At 51.9% G+C, this 17,090-nt stretch carries 19 protein-coding genes and 1 riboswitch; of the genes, 9 read left to right on the top strand and 10 right to left on the bottom strand.

Going from position 1 to position 17,090, the window contains the following annotated elements:
- The first annotated feature begins 95 nt into the window (after positions 1-95).
- Together dinB and gorA are read left to right on the top strand one after the other, a co-directional pair.
- A complete protein-coding gene (dinB, locus tag AC3ARB_RS08345) occupies positions 96-1,193 on the top strand; it encodes a DNA polymerase IV (RefSeq protein ID WP_488320109.1) in 1,098 nt (365 codons plus the stop codon).
- Between the two features lie 119 nt (positions 1,194-1,312).
- On the top strand, positions 1,313-2,665 hold the full coding sequence (gene gorA / locus AC3ARB_RS08340; RefSeq protein ID WP_488320108.1) for a glutathione-disulfide reductase: 1,353 nt from the start codon (positions 1,313-1,315) through the stop codon (positions 2,663-2,665).
- Positions 2,666-2,726: 61 nt separating this feature from the next.
- Here gorA and AC3ARB_RS08335 read toward each other — a convergent pair whose 3' ends face one another.
- The 3 genes from AC3ARB_RS08335 to lysS form a co-directional block, all read right to left on the bottom strand.
- Positions 2,727-3,260, bottom strand: a complete 534-nt coding sequence (locus tag AC3ARB_RS08335; RefSeq protein WP_488320107.1) for a biotin transporter BioY — start codon at positions 3,258-3,260, stop codon at positions 2,727-2,729.
- A gap of 88 nt (positions 3,261-3,348) precedes the next feature.
- Positions 3,349-3,903 carry a GNAT family N-acetyltransferase gene (locus AC3ARB_RS08330; RefSeq protein ID WP_488320106.1) on the bottom strand — a complete coding sequence of 185 codons (555 nt, stop codon included), beginning with the start codon at positions 3,901-3,903 and terminating at the stop codon, positions 3,349-3,351.
- A gap of 251 nt (positions 3,904-4,154) precedes the next feature.
- Entirely contained in the window at positions 4,155-5,645 is a 1,491-nt protein-coding gene (lysS, locus tag AC3ARB_RS08325; protein WP_488320105.1) for a lysine--tRNA ligase, read from the bottom strand.
- A 153-nt stretch (positions 5,646-5,798) separates the two neighbouring features.
- Between lysS and AC3ARB_RS08320 the strand changes: the two genes are divergently transcribed.
- The 7 genes from AC3ARB_RS08320 to AC3ARB_RS08290 all read left to right on the top strand — a co-directional run bounded on the left by AC3ARB_RS08320 (position 5,799) and on the right by AC3ARB_RS08290 (position 12,204).
- Positions 5,799-6,701 carry an HAD family hydrolase gene (locus AC3ARB_RS08320; RefSeq protein ID WP_488320104.1) on the top strand — a complete coding sequence of 301 codons (903 nt, stop codon included), beginning with the start codon at positions 5,799-5,801 and terminating at the stop codon, positions 6,699-6,701.
- Positions 6,691-7,026, top strand: a complete 336-nt coding sequence (locus tag AC3ARB_RS08315) for a hypothetical protein (protein WP_488320103.1) — start codon at positions 6,691-6,693, stop codon at positions 7,024-7,026. Before AC3ARB_RS08320 ends, AC3ARB_RS08315 begins: the two co-directional genes overlap by 11 nt.
- Positions 7,027-7,180: 154 nt before the next feature.
- A complete protein-coding gene (locus AC3ARB_RS08310; RefSeq protein ID WP_488320102.1) occupies positions 7,181-8,563 on the top strand; it encodes an amino acid permease in 1,383 nt (460 codons plus the stop codon).
- A gap of 9 nt (positions 8,564-8,572) precedes the next feature.
- Entirely contained in the window at positions 8,573-9,526 is a 954-nt protein-coding gene (mmuM, locus tag AC3ARB_RS08305; RefSeq protein WP_488320101.1) for a homocysteine S-methyltransferase, read from the top strand.
- 185 nt (positions 9,527-9,711) lie between these two features.
- The gene (locus AC3ARB_RS08300) at positions 9,712-10,443 is read left to right on the top strand and encodes a metal ABC transporter ATP-binding protein (RefSeq protein WP_488320100.1); all 732 of its coding nucleotides are present in this window, start codon (positions 9,712-9,714) and stop codon (positions 10,441-10,443) included.
- A complete protein-coding gene (locus tag AC3ARB_RS08295) occupies positions 10,436-11,278 on the top strand; it encodes an iron chelate uptake ABC transporter family permease subunit (RefSeq protein ID WP_488320099.1) in 843 nt (280 codons plus the stop codon). The genes AC3ARB_RS08300 and AC3ARB_RS08295 overlap by 8 nt, the downstream gene beginning before the upstream one ends.
- Positions 11,275-12,204 carry a metal ABC transporter substrate-binding lipoprotein gene (locus tag AC3ARB_RS08290; protein WP_488320098.1) on the top strand — a complete coding sequence of 310 codons (930 nt, stop codon included), beginning with the start codon at positions 11,275-11,277 and terminating at the stop codon, positions 12,202-12,204. Before AC3ARB_RS08295 ends, AC3ARB_RS08290 begins: the two co-directional genes overlap by 4 nt.
- Positions 12,205-12,406: 202 nt before the next feature.
- On the opposite strand, the gene AC3ARB_RS08285 is transcribed toward AC3ARB_RS08290, so the two are convergent.
- The 7 genes from AC3ARB_RS08285 to AC3ARB_RS08255 all read right to left on the bottom strand — a co-directional run bounded on the left by AC3ARB_RS08285 (position 12,407) and on the right by AC3ARB_RS08255 (position 16,915).
- Positions 12,407-13,459, bottom strand: coding sequence for a hypothetical protein (locus tag AC3ARB_RS08285; RefSeq protein ID WP_488320097.1), 1,053 nt, complete (start codon positions 13,457-13,459; stop codon positions 12,407-12,409).
- A gap of 2 nt (positions 13,460-13,461) precedes the next feature.
- Positions 13,462-13,782, bottom strand: coding sequence for a PadR family transcriptional regulator (locus AC3ARB_RS08280; protein WP_488321552.1), 321 nt, complete (start codon positions 13,780-13,782; stop codon positions 13,462-13,464).
- Between the two features lie 132 nt (positions 13,783-13,914).
- A complete protein-coding gene (locus AC3ARB_RS08275; protein ID WP_488320096.1) occupies positions 13,915-14,310 on the bottom strand; it encodes a PaaI family thioesterase in 396 nt (131 codons plus the stop codon).
- Positions 14,307-14,786, bottom strand: a complete 480-nt coding sequence (locus AC3ARB_RS08270) for an aminoacyl-tRNA deacylase (protein ID WP_488320095.1) — start codon at positions 14,784-14,786, stop codon at positions 14,307-14,309. The genes AC3ARB_RS08275 and AC3ARB_RS08270 overlap by 4 nt, the downstream gene beginning before the upstream one ends.
- The gene (locus tag AC3ARB_RS08265) at positions 14,783-15,625 is read right to left on the bottom strand and encodes a DUF368 domain-containing protein (RefSeq protein ID WP_488320094.1); all 843 of its coding nucleotides are present in this window, start codon (positions 15,623-15,625) and stop codon (positions 14,783-14,785) included. Before AC3ARB_RS08265 ends, AC3ARB_RS08270 begins: the two co-directional genes overlap by 4 nt.
- A gap of 82 nt (positions 15,626-15,707) precedes the next feature.
- Complete coding sequence (gene thiT / locus AC3ARB_RS08260; RefSeq protein ID WP_488320093.1) at positions 15,708-16,226, bottom strand: energy-coupled thiamine transporter ThiT; 519 nt, start codon at positions 16,224-16,226, stop codon at positions 15,708-15,710.
- Between the two features lie 56 nt (positions 16,227-16,282).
- Positions 16,283-16,381: riboswitch (TPP riboswitch) on the bottom strand.
- Between the two features lie 39 nt (positions 16,382-16,420).
- Positions 16,421-16,915 (bottom strand): DUF6568 family protein, encoded by a 495-nt coding sequence (locus AC3ARB_RS08255; protein ID WP_488320092.1) that lies wholly within the window; start codon positions 16,913-16,915, stop codon positions 16,421-16,423.
- Positions 16,916-17,090: the final 175 nt, after the last annotated feature.

The raw sequence follows: 17,090 nt of genomic DNA, 5'->3' as shown, positions 1-17,090 counted from the left end.
AAAAAATTTTAATTTTATTTACATTCGAGGTTTAGACAATTTGAAAAATGTTAATAAAAGCGTATAATAGTAAGAAAGCTCTTGAAAGGACTGCCATGCTGATTTTTCCTCTGATTAAGGACACCAGTCGTAAAATCATCCATATAGACATGGATGCCTTTTTTGCTGCGGTGGAGGAGCGTGACAATCCCCGCCTGCGGGGGAAACCGGTCATCATCGGCAGTGACCCTCGCCTGACGGGTGGCCGTGGTGTGGTCTCGACCTGCAACTACGAGGCTCGGAAATACGGTGTCCGCTCTGCCATGTCCTCAAAAGAGGCCTATGACCGCTGTCCTCAAGGGATTTTCCTGCCCGTGGACTACGCCAAGTACCAGGCGGTGGGTCAGCAGGTGCGGGCCATTTTTGCCCGCTACACCGACCTGATTGAGCCCATGTCCATTGATGAGGCTTATTTGGATGTGACGGAAAATAAGCTGGCGCTGACCTCGGCGGTTAAGATTGCCAAGCTGATCCAGCATGATGTCTGGCGGGAGTTGGGCCTGACTTGCTCAGCTGGAGTGTCCTACAACAAGTTCTTGGCCAAGCTGGCCAGCGACTTCCAGAAGCCAGCAGGCCTGACCCTGATTTTGCCAGAAGAGGCAGAAGCCTTTTTGGCCAAGTTGCCCATCGAGAAATTCCATGGAGTTGGGAAAAAGTCGGTGGAACGCCTCCACCAGATGGGGATTTTTACTGGGGCAGACTTGCAGGCCGTGCCAGAATTGACCTTGATTGACCAATTCGGCCGTTTCGGCTATGACCTCTATCGCAAGGCCAGAGGGATTTCCAACAGTCCTGTTAAACCCGATCGGGTTCGCAAGTCTATGGGCAGCGAGCGGACCTACGCCAAGCTCCTTTATGACGATGCGGACATCAAGCTCGAGCTGACCAAAAATGCTCGTCGGGTGGCGGATCTCCTGAACCGCCACGGCAAGCAGGGTAAGACCATCGTGGTCAAGGTCCGCTATGCCGACTTTACTACCCTGACCAAGCGGCGGACCCTGGAGGAGGCGACCAGGGATTTTGACTTGATTGAAAAGGTGGCCTATGAGATTTTTGATGAATTTGACGAGAACACATCAGGCATTCGATTGCTGGGGGTGACGGCGACGGGATTGGAAGAATTGCCGCTGGACCAAAATCAACTCTTCAAGTAGCGAGTAATACCGTAGCAGAAAATTGTCTGCTACATTTTTTTATGGTAGAGTTGAATTATAATCAGGGGAAAGGAGCTGTCCCAGCTCTGCTATTTCCCAAAAGAGAAAAGGAGAAAACAATGACCAAACAGTATGACTACATCGTGATTGGAGCGGGGAGCGGGGGCATCGCGTCAGCCAATCGAGCGGCCATGTACGGGGCCAAGGTGGTAGTTTTTGAGGGGGCGGCCATTGGTGGCACCTGCGTCAACTTGGGCTGTGTGCCCAAGAAAGTCATGTGGTACGGGGCTCAGGTGGCCGAGGTTCTCAACCACTATGCGGCGGATTACGGTTTTGACGTGACCACCAACCACTTTGATTTCACCACCCTCAAGGCCAACCGCCAGGCCTACATCGATCGTATTCATGGAGCTTACGGTCGAGGCTTTGCCAATAATGGGGTTGAGCTGGTCAATCACTATGCCCGTTTTGTGGACGCCCACACGGTTGAGGCGGGTGGAGAGACCTACACGGCACCCCACATCCTGATTGCTACCGGCGGCCATGCGGTGGTTCCTGACCTGCCTGGGGCGGAGCACGGCATCACTTCGGATGGTTTCTTTGCCCTGGATGAGCTGCCTAAGCGAGTGGCCGTGGTCGGTGCGGGTTACATCGCTGTTGAGGTGGCGGGCGTTCTCCACGCTCTGGGATCGGAGACCCACCTCTTTGTTCGCCAGCACGCCCCCCTGCGGACCTTTGACAGCTACATTGTTGAGGCCCTGGTCGAGGAGATGGCCAAGAATGGTCCTACCCTCCATACTTACGCCACGCCTAAAGAGGTGGTCAAAAACCCTGACGGTAGCCTGACACTTCTTTTGGAAAATGGGCAGAGCCAAACAGTTGATGCCCTGATCTGGGCCATCGGTCGCAAGCCAAATGTCTCAGGTTTCAATCTCGAAGCCACAGGTGTTGAACTGAATGAGCGTGGTTACGTTGCCACCAATGACCGGGAAGAAACCTCTGTGCCAGGCATCTATGCTTTGGGTGATGTCAATGGTAAGGTCGAGCTGACCCCAGTTGCCGTGGCCGCAGGCCGTCGCCTGTCAGAACGGCTCTTCAATGGGAAGACCGATTTCCTCATGGATTACACCACTGTCCCAACCGTGGTCTTCAGCCACCCAGCCATCGGGACAGTCGGCCTGACTGAAGAAGAGGCCAAGAAAACTTACGGTGAGGACCAGGTCAAGGTTTACACCTCAACCTTCACCGCCATGTACACGGCCCTGGCTGACAACCGCCAGCTCAGCAAGATGAAGCTGGTTGTGGCGGGTGAACAAGAGAAAATTGTCGGCCTCCACGGCATCGGCTACGGGGTGGACGAGATGATTCAAGGCTTTGCTGTCGCAGTCAAAATGGGTGCTACCAAGGCTGACTTTGATAACACTGTTGCCATCCACCCGACAGGGGCAGAAGAATTTGTCACCATGCGGTAAGTTGAAAAAGACGACTAGAAAACAAGGGTTCTAGTCGCCTTTTTTTGATGTTGAGACGCTGCTATCTTGGCAGGTGATTGATGGCCTTGAGGACAGGTTTAGCAAGTGCTGTGATGATGATTACTTTAATCAAGTCAAAAAAGATAAAGGGCAGGACACCAGCTGTAAAGGCAGCTTGTGGGGTCATGCCAGCCAGAAACTGGAGTCCCAGCCAGCCAGCGACAAAGAGGAGACTGTCACCGACCAGGTTAGCTAGGAAGATGGTCACCAGACTTGAATCAGGCTTGGTCAGCAGGGACGTTGCCCCAAGGTAGAGCGGAATGCCCCAGAGGTAGCCAGCTGTTGGGGAGAAGAGAACCTGGAATCCTGCTCCGCCATTGGCAAAAACCGGCAAACCGATAGCTCCCAGAAGGAGGTAGATGAGGCCGGCCAGGACCGCCTGCCGGGGCGCCAGGAGGGTGGCCACCAGGCCGATGGCCAGGGTCAGGAGGGAGAAGGGAACGGGTTGAGTCGGCAGGCTGATGGTGGCTAGGACCGCAATCAGGGTGGCCCCAAAGGCCGTCTGGACCAGGGAACGTGTGGTTTGGTTGGACATATAATACCTCGAAACAAAAATAGTTAACCTTAAAAATTAAAAGGTTAACTAAATTTTAGCATAGTTGAGGGGGATGTCAAGGGGGAGTTTATGATTTCTGGCCCAGTAGCTCTTCCCACTCTTCTCTCAGGATTCCGTACTTGACTGAATCGTAGTAATGTCCTTGCCAGTAGCGAACCTTGCGAATGGTTGCTTCTTTGGTAAAACCGAGCTTTTCAGCAGCCCGCATCATGCGAAGATTGCCGCTCCAGCTTGTTAGACCAACTCGCTCAATGTGTGGAAAAGCCTCAAAGGTATCTGTTACCCATTGTTTTAGGGCTGTTGTTCCATGGCCTCCGCTCCAATAACGGGGATCGTAGATGACCAAGCCAATTTCTAGCCACCGAGTTGCCTCGCATTCCCAGTAACGGGAAATAACCCCAATCACTTGACCGTCTAAGAAGATTCCCCTATTTTGTTCAGAGGTCAAGGAGCGGTATTCAGCGGACTGTTTGAAATGGTCAAAACTGCTGTAGGGCTGGTAGTCATCAAAGTAGGGAGCGTTCCACTCCTTCCAAGCAGGTTTTTCCTCTCGAAAACCCGTCTGCCAAATCTGGACGAGTTCTTGTTCTGTTAATGGTTTTAGACTTACTTGTCCTGTCATCTTGTTTATCCTTTCGCAAGACCCCAGCCTGTTGAGACTGGGGTCGGTTGGTTTATTCTGGGTTTCTTCAGCAGTTCGCCTGAAAATTGGACAGCGAACGGAGTACCTGTTGTGGTTTCGGAAATTTGTTCCCCACCTAGATTGACTTCATCGTTGGGACTTTAACAGTCCAGTGGACTGTGTCAGCACCTCTCCTAAAAACGAGAAAGCGAGGTGTGAACTTGCTGTGGTGACTAAGCTCTTATCCCAACCTATAGAGATTTCATTGTCGGAAACAGCAACACATCCCGAATGGTCGTGGTGTCCGTCAAGAGCATGCAGAGGCGGTCGATACCGATGCCCAGACCACCAGTTGGTGGCATGCCGTACTCCAGGGCCTCAACGTAGTCGTAGTCGATACCGGTTGCTTCGTCATCGCCCAGCTCTTTGGCGGCAGCCTGAGCCTTAAAGCGTTCCAGCTGGTCAATCGGGTCATTGAGCTCGGTAAAGGCGTTACCGTATTCTTTTGTCATGATGAAGAGCTCGAAGCGGTCGGTGAAGCGTGGGTCCTCGTCATTTTTCTTAGCGAGTGGTGACACGGCAACTGGGTGGCCGTAAACAAAGGTTGGCTGAATCAGGGTCTTCTCCACGTACTCCTCAAAGAAGGCGTTGATGATGTGACCCACTTCGGTGTAGTGTTTTTCAACTGGCACGTGTTTTTCCTTGGCGATGGCGATGGCCTCTTCCAAGGTCATGTCCTGCCAGAAGTCCACGCCAGCCTCTTCCTTGATGGCGTCAACCATGTGAACCCGTTTGAAAGGCTCGTGGAGCTTGATTTCAGTCTCTTGGTAGATAACTGGCTCGTCGCCCTTAACAGCCTTGGCCACGTGCTGGATAATGCCCTCAGTCAAATTCATGATGTCCAGGTAATCCGCATAAGCCTCGTAAACCTCGATAGAGGTAAACTCAGGGTTGTGGGTAGCGTCCATCCCTTCGTTACGGAAAATACGGCCGATTTCATAGACCTTCTCCATACCACCGACAATCAGGCGTTTGAGGTGGAGTTCGGTTGCGATACGAAGCACCATGTCGATGCCTTGGGCATTGTGGTGGGTGATAAATGGCCGAGCAGCAGCACCGCCAGCCTCGTTGTGGAGAACAGGGGTTTCCACTTCAAGGAAGCCAAGCCCGTCCAGGTAACGGCGGATTTCAGCGATGACCTTAGAACGGGTCACAAAGCGGTCAAAGCTGTCACGGTTAGTGATCAAATCCAAGTAACGCTTGCGGTAGATGGTCTCCACATCGGTCAAACCGTGGAATTTCTCTGGCAGAGGACGCAGGGCCTTGGACAGGTGGGTCAGTTTGGTGGCGTGGAGCGAGAGCTCACCCACGTTGGTTTTGAAGATGGTACCCTCAACGCCCAAAAAGTCGCCCAGGTCAGCCTTGAGGAAAATCTCGTAAGCCTCCTCACCGACATCATCCTTGCGGACGTAAATCTGGATTTGGCCTTCACGGTCCTGGATGTGGGCAAAGCCAGCCTTACCCTTGCCACGCTTGGTCATGAGACGGCCAGCGATAACAGCGGTCGCTCCAAGGGCTTCCAATTCTTCCTTGGTTTTGTCGTCAAATTGGCGTTTAAGCTCGTCAGAATTTGCGGTGCGGTCAAAGCGTTTGCCAAAGGGGTCGATTCCAGCGGCGGCCAGGGCCTGCATTTTTTCACGGCGGACCAGCTGCTGGTCGTTGAGTTCTTCAAGATGTGACATAGTTTCCTCCAAAAGTGTCATTTCTCCCCATTTTACCATAAAAAACCTCGAAACGCACGCTCTTTCTTTTGGAAAATGGCCGAGCAGGGTTTGAAGTTTTTCTTGAAAAATCGTATAATATAGGATGTAGAAAAAGTTAGAAGAAGGTGGATCATGATTACAGCAATCGTGTTTGACGTTGACGATACCATTTATGACCAGCAGGCCCCTTATCGGATTGCCATGGAAAAGTGCTTTCCAGACTTTGACATGAGCCAGATCAAGCCGGCCTATATCCGTTTCCGCCATTACTCGGACATCGGTTTTCCTCGGGTCATGGCTGGGGAGTGGACGGTGGAATATTTCCGTTTTTGGCGTTGCAAGGAGACCCTGCTGGAATTTGGTTACCGAGAAATTGATGAGGCGACAGGGGTTCATTTCCAGGAGGTTTACGAGCATGAGTTGGACAACATCACCATGTTGGATGAGATGCGGATGACCCTGGATTTCCTCAAGTCCAAGGGTGTTCCCATGGGGGTCATCACCAACGGCCCAACCGAGCACCAATTGAAAAAGGTCAAAAAACTTGGTCTTTATGACTATGTTGACCCTAAACGGGTCATCGTCAGCCAGGCCACTGGCTTCCAAAAACCTGAGAAGGAAATTTTCAACCTGGCTGCCCAGCAATTTGACTTCAACCCAGCAACCACCCTCTATGTGGGGGACTCCTATGACAACGATGTCATGGGGGCCCATAACGGGGGCTGGCGGTCCATGTGGTTCAACCACCGAGGCCGGACCCTCAAAAAGGGGACCAAGCCGGTCTTTGACCTGGAGATTGACAGCTTTGAGCAGCTATACGGGGCGGTTAAGGTTCTCTTTGACCTGCCAGACAACAAGTTTATCGTGGACGTCAACGACAAACGCAACCCGATTTTGGAGCTGGGCATCAACAACGGCCTCATGATGGCGGCCGAACGCCTGCTTGAGAGCAACATGTCTATCGACAAGGTGGTGATTTTGCTGCGTCTGGACAAGAAGCAGGAGCGATTTTTAAGGGCTAAATATGGCAGATGATAAGGCACTAGGATTGATTATCCGTGGTCCAAAACAAGTGATTGACCTCTGCCGTTTGTTTCGGTCATACACAAGGGATGGCGCTGGGGAACTAAAAGCCAAGCTTCTAGCTGAAGAGGTGATGTTCAAGGTTTCCATACTTGATTTGGAAGAATTGATGACCTTGCAAGAGCTGGTACAGACGCTTAAAAACATGGGTGAGTCCGTTCAACTGGTTAAGGGTGATCGTTTAGTGACAGAAGCCTTTTTAGCGAATTGGATAACTTCTTGCCAAGAGACCGCAGCCTATACAGAGTGGCTTGATGAACAAGTCTTGGACGATTAGCTAGAGAAATAAGCATAAAGAACTGGGTTGTCCCAGTTTTTTTGCCATATAGTTTCAAACTATAAGTTGCGGGCTAAAAATCCTATACTTGAAAACATTGCTTTCAGAAAACGACTGTGATAGGATAGGAGTATCTTATTTTTAAGGAGGACATATGGAAGAAAAAAATCATCAGGTGACCAATCAGGGGGAATTTAAGCGGGAAATGACCGCTCGCCACCTGAACATGTTATCAATCGGTGGGGTTATCGGTACAGGGCTCTTCTTGAGTTCTGGCTATACCATTGGCCAGGCGGGGCCCTTTGGGGCCATTTTTGCCTACTTGTTTGGGGCAGTCATGGTCTATCTGGTCATGTTTTCTCTGGGAGAGTTGGCAGTTGCCATGCCCGTGACGGGCTCTTTCCACACCTATGCGACCAAGTACATTAGCCCAGGAACGGGTTTCATGGTGGCTTGGATGTACTGGATTTGCTGGGTGGTGGCCTTGGCTTCACAGTTTGTCGGGGCAGGTTTGCTCATGCAACGCTGGTTCCCAACGGTTCCTGTTTGGATCTTTGCAAGCCTCTTTGCCGCTCTGATATTTGCCCTAAACACCTTGAGTGTCGGAGCCTTTGCGGAGGCGGAGTACTACCTATCCAGCATCAAGGTTTATGCTATTGTTGGCTTTATTGTCCTTGGCTTGTTGGCTATTTTTGGAGTCTTGCCCATCGAGGGCACGACTGCTGCACCACTTTTTAGTAATCTGACGGCTGAGGGACTTTTGCCTAAGGGATTTATCGGAGTGGTGTCGGTCATGTTGTCAGTTAACTATGCTTTTTCAGGTGTCGAGATGATTGGGATTGCCGCTGGTGAGACGGATAATCCTAAGGAGGCCCTGCCTAAGGCCATCCGTCAGACCATTACCCTCTTGGTCATCTTCTTTAGCTTGACCATTGTGGTTCTGGCTGCCCTCTTGCCAATGGCTGAGGCGGGTGTGTCTGAGGCCCCATTCGTAGCAGTTTTGGACAAGCTCAACATCCCTTACGCTGCGGATGTCATGAACTTCATCATCCTAACAGCTATCCTGTCAGCATCCAACTCAGGCCTCTATGCCACGAGCCGCATGCTCTGGTCTCTGGCCAATGAGGGCATGATTAGCGAAAAAATTGTCAAACTCAATAAGAATGGTGTTCCTATGCGGGGCATGCTCCTGTCTATGGCTGGGGTTCTGATTGCCCTTTTGGCTAGCATTTATGCGGCAGACACCATCTTTTTGGCCCTGGTTTCTATCGCTGGTTTTGCAGTGGTCATTGCTTGGTTGGCCATTCCGCTTGCCCAGATTAATTTCCGCAAAGAATGGCTCAAGGAGCATTCAGAAGATGAGCTGACTTACAAGACGCCGTTTTCACCGGTGCTGCCTTGGCTAACGACCATTTTGCTGGTCTTGTCCATCGTGGGCATTGCCTTTGACCCAGGTCAGGTAGCTGGCCTTTACTTCGGCATTCCTTTCATGATTGCCTGCTATGCTTACTACTATATTCGCTACAAGAAATTTTAGGAGAAACCAATGGGACGTTTTAAGGACTTGTTAGAGAGTCAAGACCAGTTGATTTTGCATGGGGCCTTGGGGACGGAATTGGAATATCGTGGCCATGATGTGTCAGGGAAATTGTGGTCGGCCAAGTACCTCTTGACCCAACCTGAGCTGATTAAGGCCATCCACAAGGACTACCTTTTAGCAGGTTGTGATCTGGTGACCACCTCCACCTACCAGGCCACCCTGCCAGGCTTGGTAGAGGCTGGTTTGACAGCAGACCAGGCTCGTGATATCGTCAAGCTGACCGTGACCCTGGCCAAGGAAGCTCGCGAGGAGGTCTGGTCTCAGTTGACAGCAACCGAAAAAGCTGGTCGCCCTTACCCTTTAATTAGTGGTGATGTGGGGCCCTATGCGGCCTATTTGGCCGACGGTTCGGAGTACACGGGCCGCTATGCGATTGGCAAAGAGGCCCTCAAGGACTTCCATCGGGAACGGCTTGCCATCCTGGTTGACCAAGGCGTGGAGTTGCTGGCCTTAGAAACTGTACCAAATTATGAGGAGGTTCAAGCCTTGGCTGAACTCTTGGCGGAGGATTTCCCTCAGGTGGAGGCCTACCTGTCGGTGACTTCCCAAGATGGCCTGACCCTGTCTGATGGGACACCCTTGCTTGAGGTGGCCAACTACTGTGACCAGCAGGATCAGATTTTAGCACTAGGGCTCAATTGTAGCTCGCCGCTGATTTTCCAGGAGGCCCTGAGCCAATTGAGAAAGGGGAGCCAAAAACCCTTGGTGACCTACCCTAACTCAGGGGAGATTTATGATGGCCAGACCCAGACCTGGCAGGCCAATGCTGCGGTGTCAGCCAGTCTCTTGGACATGACCAAGGAGTGGCAGGCTCTGGGAGCTAAGATTGTCGGCGGTTGCTGCCGAACAAGACCGAGTGACATCGCTGCCCTGGTTGAGGGCCTCTGTCATCATGAGTAAAGCAATCGTTAGGCTTTTGCCTAGCGATTTTTTCTGAAAATTTACCGAAAGAATGTAAATGGTGGTCTTGCTGATAAACTCTTGACTTTTTTTAGACTTTATATGATAATGAAGTGATTGTAATTATTGTTAATTGGTTCATGAAAGCCTCGGTTTGTAGAGGATTTTCAAAAAGGAGAATAGTAATGATAATTATAGAAGATCTGACCGTGTCTTATGACGGTCGCCATCAGGTTCTGGACAGGGTGAGTTTGGAACTGACTGGACCTGGCATCGTGGGTCTGATTGGCCCCAACGGTGCAGGCAAGTCCAGCCTGATCAAGGCCCTCTTGGGCCTGGTCCCCTTTCAGGGGACCATTCGCGTGGCGGGTCAAACCGGCTCTGCCATTTATCAAAAAGTGGCCTATGTGGCCCAAAAAAGTCAGATTGACGTCAGCTTTCCCATGACGGTTAGGGAATGCGTGTCGCTAGGCTTTTACCAGGAGCTGGGGGCCTTTGGCCGTCTGAGCCAGACTCATTGGGACCGAGTGGCCGAGGTTCTGGACCAGCTAGGCTTGACCGACCTGGCCAAACGGCCCATCGCAGCCCTGTCGGGTGGTCAGTTTCAACGCATGCTGCTGGCTAGGTGCCTGGTTCAGGAGGCAGAGGTATTGCTTCTGGATGAGCCCTTTGTGGGCATTGACAGGGTCAGCGAGGACTTGATTATCCAGCTCTTGCGAGACTTGCGGGCAGCGGGCAAGCTGATTCTGGTGGTTCATCATGACCTGAACACGGTCAGAGCCTACTTTGACCAACTGGTCATCCTCAACCGCCAGCTGGTGGCGGCAGGGGCAGTGGACCAGGTTTTCACCCCTGACCAGCTGCGGGCAGCCTATGGCGAGGTTTTAGTCCTCGGTTGGGAGGTGGCCCATGCTTAGTCGCTTTGTCGAGGCGGTAGCATCCTACCAGTTCCTGCAAAATGCCCTGGTTACAGCCCTGGTTATTGGGGCGGTGGCTGGTGCTTTGGGATGCTTTATCATCCTGCGGTCCATGTCCTTGATGGGAGATGCCATCGCCCATGCGGTCCTGCCTGGGGTGGCCATTTCCTACCTGCTTGGCCTCAACTACTTGGTTGGAGCCCTGGTCTTTGGTCTTATGGCGGCGGTTCTTATCACCTTTGTCAAGGAGAACTCGACCGTTAAGGGGGACACGGCCATCGGGATTACCTTCTCGGCCTTTCTGGCCCTGGGGATTATTCTGATTAGCCTGGCCAAGAGCTCGACCGACCTGTCCCATATCCTCTTTGGCAATGTTCTGGCGGTTCAGGACAGCGATAAGTGGGTGACTCTAGCCGTGTCGGCCGCGGTCCTGCTGGTTCTGCTGGTCTTTTTCAAGCCCCTCAAGCTGACCAGCTTTGACCCCATTTTGGCTCAGGCCATGGGTCTCAAGGTCAGCCGCTACCACTACCTGCTCATGGTCTGCCTGACCCTGGTTTCGGTGGTGGCCATGCAGAGCGTGGGCACAGTCCTCATCGTGGCCCTGCTCATCACCCCGGCAGCCACGGCCTACCTCCTGACCCAGAGTTTGCGGGCCATGATGGCTCTCTCAGCTCTTTTGGGAATGCTGGCGTCCCTAGTCGGTATCTTTCTGGGATACAGTTTCAACCTGCCAGTCGGCTCTAGTATCGTCCTGGTGGCCACCTTATTTTTCATCACTGTTTTTCTTTTCTCTCCCAAACAAACCATTTTTAGACAGAAAGGAAAACAGACATGAAAAAACTCTACGCCCTCTTGGCCCTCTTACTGACCAGCCTCTTGGTGGCCTGCTCTGCCCATTCCCCAAAGACAGAAGAAGCGAGCGGCAAGCTCAAGGTGGTGGTGACCAACTCCATCCTGGCGGACATGACGCAGGAGGTGGCGGGTGAGCTCATCGACCTCCACAGCATCGTGCCCATCGGCCAGGACCCGCACGAGTACGAACCGCTGGCGGCGGACATGGAAAAGGCGACGGCGGCCGATGTGGTCTTCTACAACGGTCTCAACCTGGAAACAGGGGGCGATGCCTGGTTCACCAAGCTCATCAAGTTGACGGGCAAGGTGGAAAACGAGGACTATTTTGCGGTCAGCGATGGGGTCAAGGTCATCTACCTGGAGGGCCAGCACCAGGCGGGCAAGGAAGATCCCCACGCCTGGCTCAATCTGGAAAACGGCATCATCTACGCCACCAACATCGCCAAGACCCTGATGGCCAAGGACCCGGCCAACAAGGCGACCTACCAGAAGAACCTGGATGCCTATGTGGCCAAGTTGGAGGAACTGGACCAGAAAGCCAAGGCAGCCTTTGCAGCCATTCCAGAGGAGAAGAAATTGATTGTGACCAGTGAGGGAGCCTTCAAGTACTTTTCAGCCGCCTACGGGGTGCCGTCGGCCTACATCTGGGAAATCAACACCGAGGAAGAAGGCACGCCTGAACAGGTGACCAAGCTGGTGGAGCAACTTCGCCAGTCCCAGGTGCCAGTCCTCTTTATCGAGTCCTCGGTGGACAGACGGCCTATGGAAGCCGTGTCCAAGGACACTGGTTTGCCAATCTACGCAGACATTTTTACCGATTCCGTGGCTGAAAAAGGCCAGGAAGGCGATTCTTACTACGCCATGATGGCCTGGAACTTGGACAAGATTGCCCAAGGCCTGGCCCAATAAATCAATAAAAGAAAAAAGACCACCCAAGTGGTCGAACAGATTAAAGGAAACTGGCTCAGCCAGTTTGTAACTAACACCGTTAAAATAATTACAAGTCCTTTAAGGAGCGGGTTTCGTACCCGCTTTTTTTAGTGGGACTGGTGAGATTGGGGATTTTTTCTGAAATTTTCGTGAAAATAAAATACAGCATTGTTCTCAAAAACTAAGTGTCCAAAAAGTCATCTAGTCGATCTTGATTAGCCATCAGTTCTTGCAAAAAGAGTTGTCGCTGGGCATGGGACTTGACGAGGAATCTTCGAAACCAGATCCACCAGGCACCTTGAATGCTGCCCTGGAGAACCATGTAGATCAGCAGGTCCATTGGGGTTGAGTTGTTGATTTCGATAGCAATGAAGAAGGGGTAAATCAGCCCAGCAAACCAGGGAAGGAGGTGAAATAATTTCTCTTCCAGACGGATGTCTTTCTTAATCTTGGCCACGATGGTGTCCAGGCTCTTGCCCTTGGTCAGGCTCTTTCTGACCTTCTTTTTGTACTCTCTGGTATAGGCCTGGTCAAAGGCTTGCTCACTCATCTGCTTGGTGAGGCCTCTTTTCTCCCGCTTGGCCGCACGTTCCTCGGGATTGGTCCATCGGCCATAGGTTTTCTGATTTTTTATCCCTTGGAAAAGGCTGAGCAGGCAGAAGATGCCCAAAGCGATGGCCAGAACCCAGAGGCGAGGAGCCAGGAGGGGGAAGGCCTTACCTAACTGTACGGACAGGAGGATACTTAGGAGGACCATGACCAAGCAGAAAGCATAGAAATATTTTGCTCTAAACGCCTGGTGTCTCTTGACCAGCTGGTAAATCCATTTGACGAGGGTGTCCAGCAGAAAAGCAATTCCCATGCCATAGGCATAATAAGCCAAGTTGATGGCATTTTCTCTAGTCCCAGCTAGCCAGTCCAAGGAAAAGATGATGCCTTCAATAATCAAGAGGGTCTTGGCTGACTGCCAGACCAGTTTGGGCCAGTGCTGGAGGACACGATGGACCTCTAGCCCGTCAAAATAGGCTTGGCAGAAGCTATTGACATCGGTCTTAATCAGGTCTTGGACCGGCTTGCCCTCAGTTTGGGCCGTGTAGAGCAGGTCGTAAAGGTTGAGCAAGGCCTCCTCAAAATCATGTTCGCTCAACTTTTGATTACTGCCGTAGAGAACAGCCTGCTCAAAGACTTCCTTGTAGTCGGCAATCAGGTTTTCAGCGAGATAAAATGGGTTCATGGCTAGTCCTCCTTGCTTAAAATATTAGCCGTTGTTCTGGTCAGCAGGTCAAATTCAGCTTTGAATTGATTCAGCCGTTCTTGCCCGCTGGGGGTGATGGTGTAGTAGTTTCGTATGGGTCCCAGAGGAGACTTGGCCTTGCGGCAGGCAATCAAGCCGTTTTTGCTGAGTCGGGTCAGGACAGGATAGAGGGTCCCCTCCCCGATATCTGTCAGACCTTCCGTTTCCAAATCGCTTAAAATTTGATAGCCGTAGGTTTCCTGTCGGCTGATGATACTGAGGACACAGCCCTCTAAAACCCCTTTGAGCAATTGACTATCCACCAAGTCACCCACCACCTTTTCTTTCGCTACTTGGTTAAATCAAGTAGTTTATTTAATCTTAGTCTATCAAACCTACTAGGCAATGTCAAGTAGAAACTTAAAAAATCACCTGCCAGAGGAGCAGGTGATTGATTAAGTTAGTTTGATGTCACTCTCCCCAGTCACAAACATGGTGAAGCTGACCTTGCAGACAGGCTGGTGGTCTGGGTTGGTGATGGTGACCTCAACCAGCTTGGTAGTGCGGCCGTCGTGGCTGATTTGACCAGTGACCAGGAGTTGGTCGCCCAGCTGGCCTGGCCTCAGGTAGTTGATGTTGGCTTGGATGGTGACGGCGGTCTTGCCCAGAGACAGGCAAACCAGTCCGGCAACTTGGTCGGCCAGGGTGAAGAGGTAGCCGCCGTGGGCCGCTCCGTAGACATTCAGGGTGGTTTGGCTAACGACGGTGGTCAGTTCCACCTGTCCTGGGTCCAACCGCTTGAGGTCGTAGTTATCAAAGGCTGTAATCGGGCTAATCTTAAAATCGCTCATTTGTCCTCCTTGAGGTCAGCAATGCTTGCCCCAACAAAGTCAGTCAAGACTTGAGCGTCAATCTTGATGCTACGACCGACTTCGCCAGCCGAAACAATCATCTCCCCCAGCTCCAGAGCCGTTTGGTCGATAAAAATAGGGTAGGCGTGTTTCTGGCGGATACCGACAGGGTTGTTGGCCCCGTGGACGTAGCCGGTCGTTTTTTGCAGGTCCTTTTGGGCCACCATGGCCACTTTTTTATTGCCTGACAGCTTGGCCAGTTTTTTCTCCGACAGCTGGGCAGTCAGGGGCACAATTCCGATGACCGGTCCCGTCTTGTCCCCAGTCAGGGCCAGGGTTTTGAAAATCTGGTCTTGGGGGATGCTGGCCCGCTCTTCTGGGGGCAGCTGGTCAAAGGCGATGGCCTCATGGGCGACACCCGCCTTGTCCAAAATCTGCTCGACCAGGGTCTTTTTTAACTTGGTTTTCTTGCTCACTTGTAGGTGTCCTCCAGCTTGGTCATCCAAAGCCCCAGGCCGATGCCTCCGAGAAATAGCAGAGCAGCGCTAGCCATTTCCCCAAAGCCTAAACCAGCGTAAGAGATGGACTCGGTGCTGTAAGGGTTAGGCAGGACAATGAGGAGGGTGCTGGACAGGACCAGGCCTAGGATGAAGTGGTAGACCCGGGAGTGCCAGGTCTTGAGGGCGTAGTCCATGGCCTTGGAAAAGAGGATCATGGCCAGGGCACCACCGATGGCGATGGGCAGGAAGACCCCCAGCAGGTCCAGGTTCTTGAAGCCGGCCAACATGGGCGAGTAGAGGCCCATGATCAGGAGCAGGTTAGAGGGGGACAGGCCAGGCACCAGGATGCCCAGGGCAATCAGGCTACCCGCCAAAACAAAGCCAGCGAAGTTGGCTGGAATGGTGCCGACCAGGTTGTTGAGGAAGTAGAGCAAGACCCCAGACACTAAAAAGGTGCCAATCAGGGTCAGCCAGTCCAGGCTGTCTCGCTGGGATTTTTGGGTGCTTTCCTGCCAGAGCGAGGGCAGGGTGCCCAGGATGGCCCCGGTAAAGGCCCAGAGGACAGGGACCTGGTAGTTGGCCAGGAGGTACTCCAAGGGGGCTGAGAAGAGGGCAATCCCCAAAATCCCCCCAATCCCGACAGGGATGAAGAAGAGGACATTTTGGACAAAGTCCTTGCGGATATTGGCCAAAAAGCCAATCAGGCGTTCGTAGAGGCCTAAAATCGAGGCCAGTACCCCGCCAGAAACCCCAGGCAGGATAAAGCCCAGGGCGATGACAACGCCTTTGATCAGGCGAGTAATCCAAGAAATCATAGAAACTCCAATCTAACGGATTTGGTCACTAAAAACGTGCCATAATGGTTCCATTATAGCACGTTTTAGAGGATTTGTAAGCTCAGAATGAATTGGACAAGAAGAATTGTGGCCGACTGTGGTGGAGAAGAACCAGGGCCAGAATGGCTAGGAGCAGAGCGGGTATCAAAAAGCTCCCGTTGTAGATCAGAGAGTAGAGCCAAACAGGAGTGCCTGCTGGAGCGTAGTCACCATAGAAGATGATGCCAGAGAGGACGTGGCTGGTCAGGCGGCTCAAGCCAGCTAGGACACTCCCACTAATCAGTATCGGCAGGGTCAGCGGTTTGGCCGATTTGAAGTAGCCAGCCAGCCCCACCGCAGCATAGGCTAAGAGGTAGTCAAGAGCTACCTGGAAGAGGTTGAGGAAGTAGCCACCGAAAATGAGCTGGATGGTGCCAACCAAGAAACCACAGGTCAGCCCAGCTGTCCCCCCTCGGCGAAAGGCCAGAAGAAAAATGGGCAACATGACCAAGGTCACGCTCCCTCCCTGGGGCATGGTGAAGAGGGTCAGGCGGTCAAAGATAACAGCCAGGGCAGTAAAAATAGCAATCTCGGTCAGCAAGGGCAAGCGGTTGTGGGAATAAAAATCTCCTTTGTGCGGGTCACAAAGGAGGGGCTTAAGCTTAATGGCACAATCCCTACGCTCGTCCTAACGAGATCAGGTCATGAGGATTTTGCGAAACGCAATCTCAGCCAGAGGCACTCCTTTGTGGTATTTGGTTAACACTTTTAGTATAGCCGATGAAAACGCTTTTGTCAAGAACTTGAATCGGCCGCCAAGTCTAAAATAGCAGCAATTTCCTCAAGGCTGGACTCGCTTCCCTTTTCTAGGGTTGCGATCTGTTGGTCGCCCTCGTAGTAGCTGAGGTTAGGCACGGTTTGGATGCCAAACTTGTCACGGAAGGCCTGGAGGTTTTGGTCGCTAGCGTCTTCGGTGTTGTAGTAGTAGACTGTGGTCGGCTGCTCGCTCAGCACCTGATGGAGCTTAGGCACAAAAATGTTGCAGTACTTGCAGGTTTCCCGCCCTAAAAAGAGGTGGAAAGACTCGCCTTTGGCCATTTTCTGGGCCAGCTCATCAAAACTGATAGGCGTCAGACTGGCCACATAGTCCTTGTAGGTCAGGGCCTCTTCCTGAGTGACTTGACTTTGGGCAATAGCTGAGCTGCTAGAGTTGGTTGGGCTACTGGATTGATTTGCTGTGCAGGCTGTCAGTAGGAGACTGATAGCTATCAAATAAGATAATCTTTTCATGGAACTAGTTTAACAAAAATCAAGAAGAAAAGAAAGCTTAGACCTATTTTTTGAAAAAACTGATTATTGGCACAAATAATGCTTGACAGCGTGACCAAAATAGCGTAAACTAATAACAAATCAATCAAAGGAGGATTAGGGTATGGTGACCAACCAAACACGAACTATCGTTGTT

Source organism: Streptococcus sp. ZY171113 (assembly GCF_057748235.1).
The sequence above is the reverse complement of the archived record's forward strand: the minus strand, read 5'-3'. Positions and strand labels throughout refer to the sequence as shown.

Excerpts from the sequence above, each read along its gene's own strand:
- AC3ARB_RS08335 (WP_488320107.1), bottom strand. The coding sequence starts at position 3,260 with ATGTCCAACCAAACCACACGTTCCCTGGTCCAGACGGCCTTTGGGGCC.
- AC3ARB_RS08275 (WP_488320096.1), bottom strand. The coding sequence starts at position 14,310 with ATGAGCGATTTTAAGATTAGCCCGATTACAGCCTTTGATAACTACGAC.
- AC3ARB_RS08285 (WP_488320097.1), bottom strand. The coding sequence starts at position 13,459 with ATGAACCCATTTTATCTCGCTGAAAACCTGATTGCCGACTACAAGGAA.
- AC3ARB_RS08330 (WP_488320106.1), bottom strand. The coding sequence starts at position 3,903 with ATGACAGGACAAGTAAGTCTAAAACCATTAACAGAACAAGAACTCGTC.
- AC3ARB_RS08290 (WP_488320098.1), top strand. The coding sequence starts at position 11,275 with ATGAAAAAACTCTACGCCCTCTTGGCCCTCTTACTGACCAGCCTCTTG.
- lysS (WP_488320105.1), bottom strand. The coding sequence starts at position 5,645 with ATGTCACATCTTGAAGAACTCAACGACCAGCAGCTGGTCCGCCGTGAA.
- AC3ARB_RS08295 (WP_488320099.1), top strand. The coding sequence starts at position 10,436 with ATGCTTAGTCGCTTTGTCGAGGCGGTAGCATCCTACCAGTTCCTGCAA.
- AC3ARB_RS08300 (WP_488320100.1), top strand. The coding sequence starts at position 9,712 with ATGATAATTATAGAAGATCTGACCGTGTCTTATGACGGTCGCCATCAG.
- AC3ARB_RS08320 (WP_488320104.1), top strand. The coding sequence starts at position 5,799 with ATGATTACAGCAATCGTGTTTGACGTTGACGATACCATTTATGACCAG.
- AC3ARB_RS08315 (WP_488320103.1), top strand. The coding sequence starts at position 6,691 with ATGGCAGATGATAAGGCACTAGGATTGATTATCCGTGGTCCAAAACAA.
- AC3ARB_RS08255 (WP_488320092.1), bottom strand. The coding sequence starts at position 16,915 with ATGAAAAGATTATCTTATTTGATAGCTATCAGTCTCCTACTGACAGCC.
- AC3ARB_RS08265 (WP_488320094.1), bottom strand. The coding sequence starts at position 15,625 with ATGATTTCTTGGATTACTCGCCTGATCAAAGGCGTTGTCATCGCCCTG.
- mmuM (WP_488320101.1), top strand. The coding sequence starts at position 8,573 with ATGGGACGTTTTAAGGACTTGTTAGAGAGTCAAGACCAGTTGATTTTG.
- AC3ARB_RS08310 (WP_488320102.1), top strand. The coding sequence starts at position 7,181 with ATGGAAGAAAAAAATCATCAGGTGACCAATCAGGGGGAATTTAAGCGG.
- gorA (WP_488320108.1), top strand. The coding sequence starts at position 1,313 with ATGACCAAACAGTATGACTACATCGTGATTGGAGCGGGGAGCGGGGGC.
- dinB (WP_488320109.1), top strand. The coding sequence starts at position 96 with ATGCTGATTTTTCCTCTGATTAAGGACACCAGTCGTAAAATCATCCAT.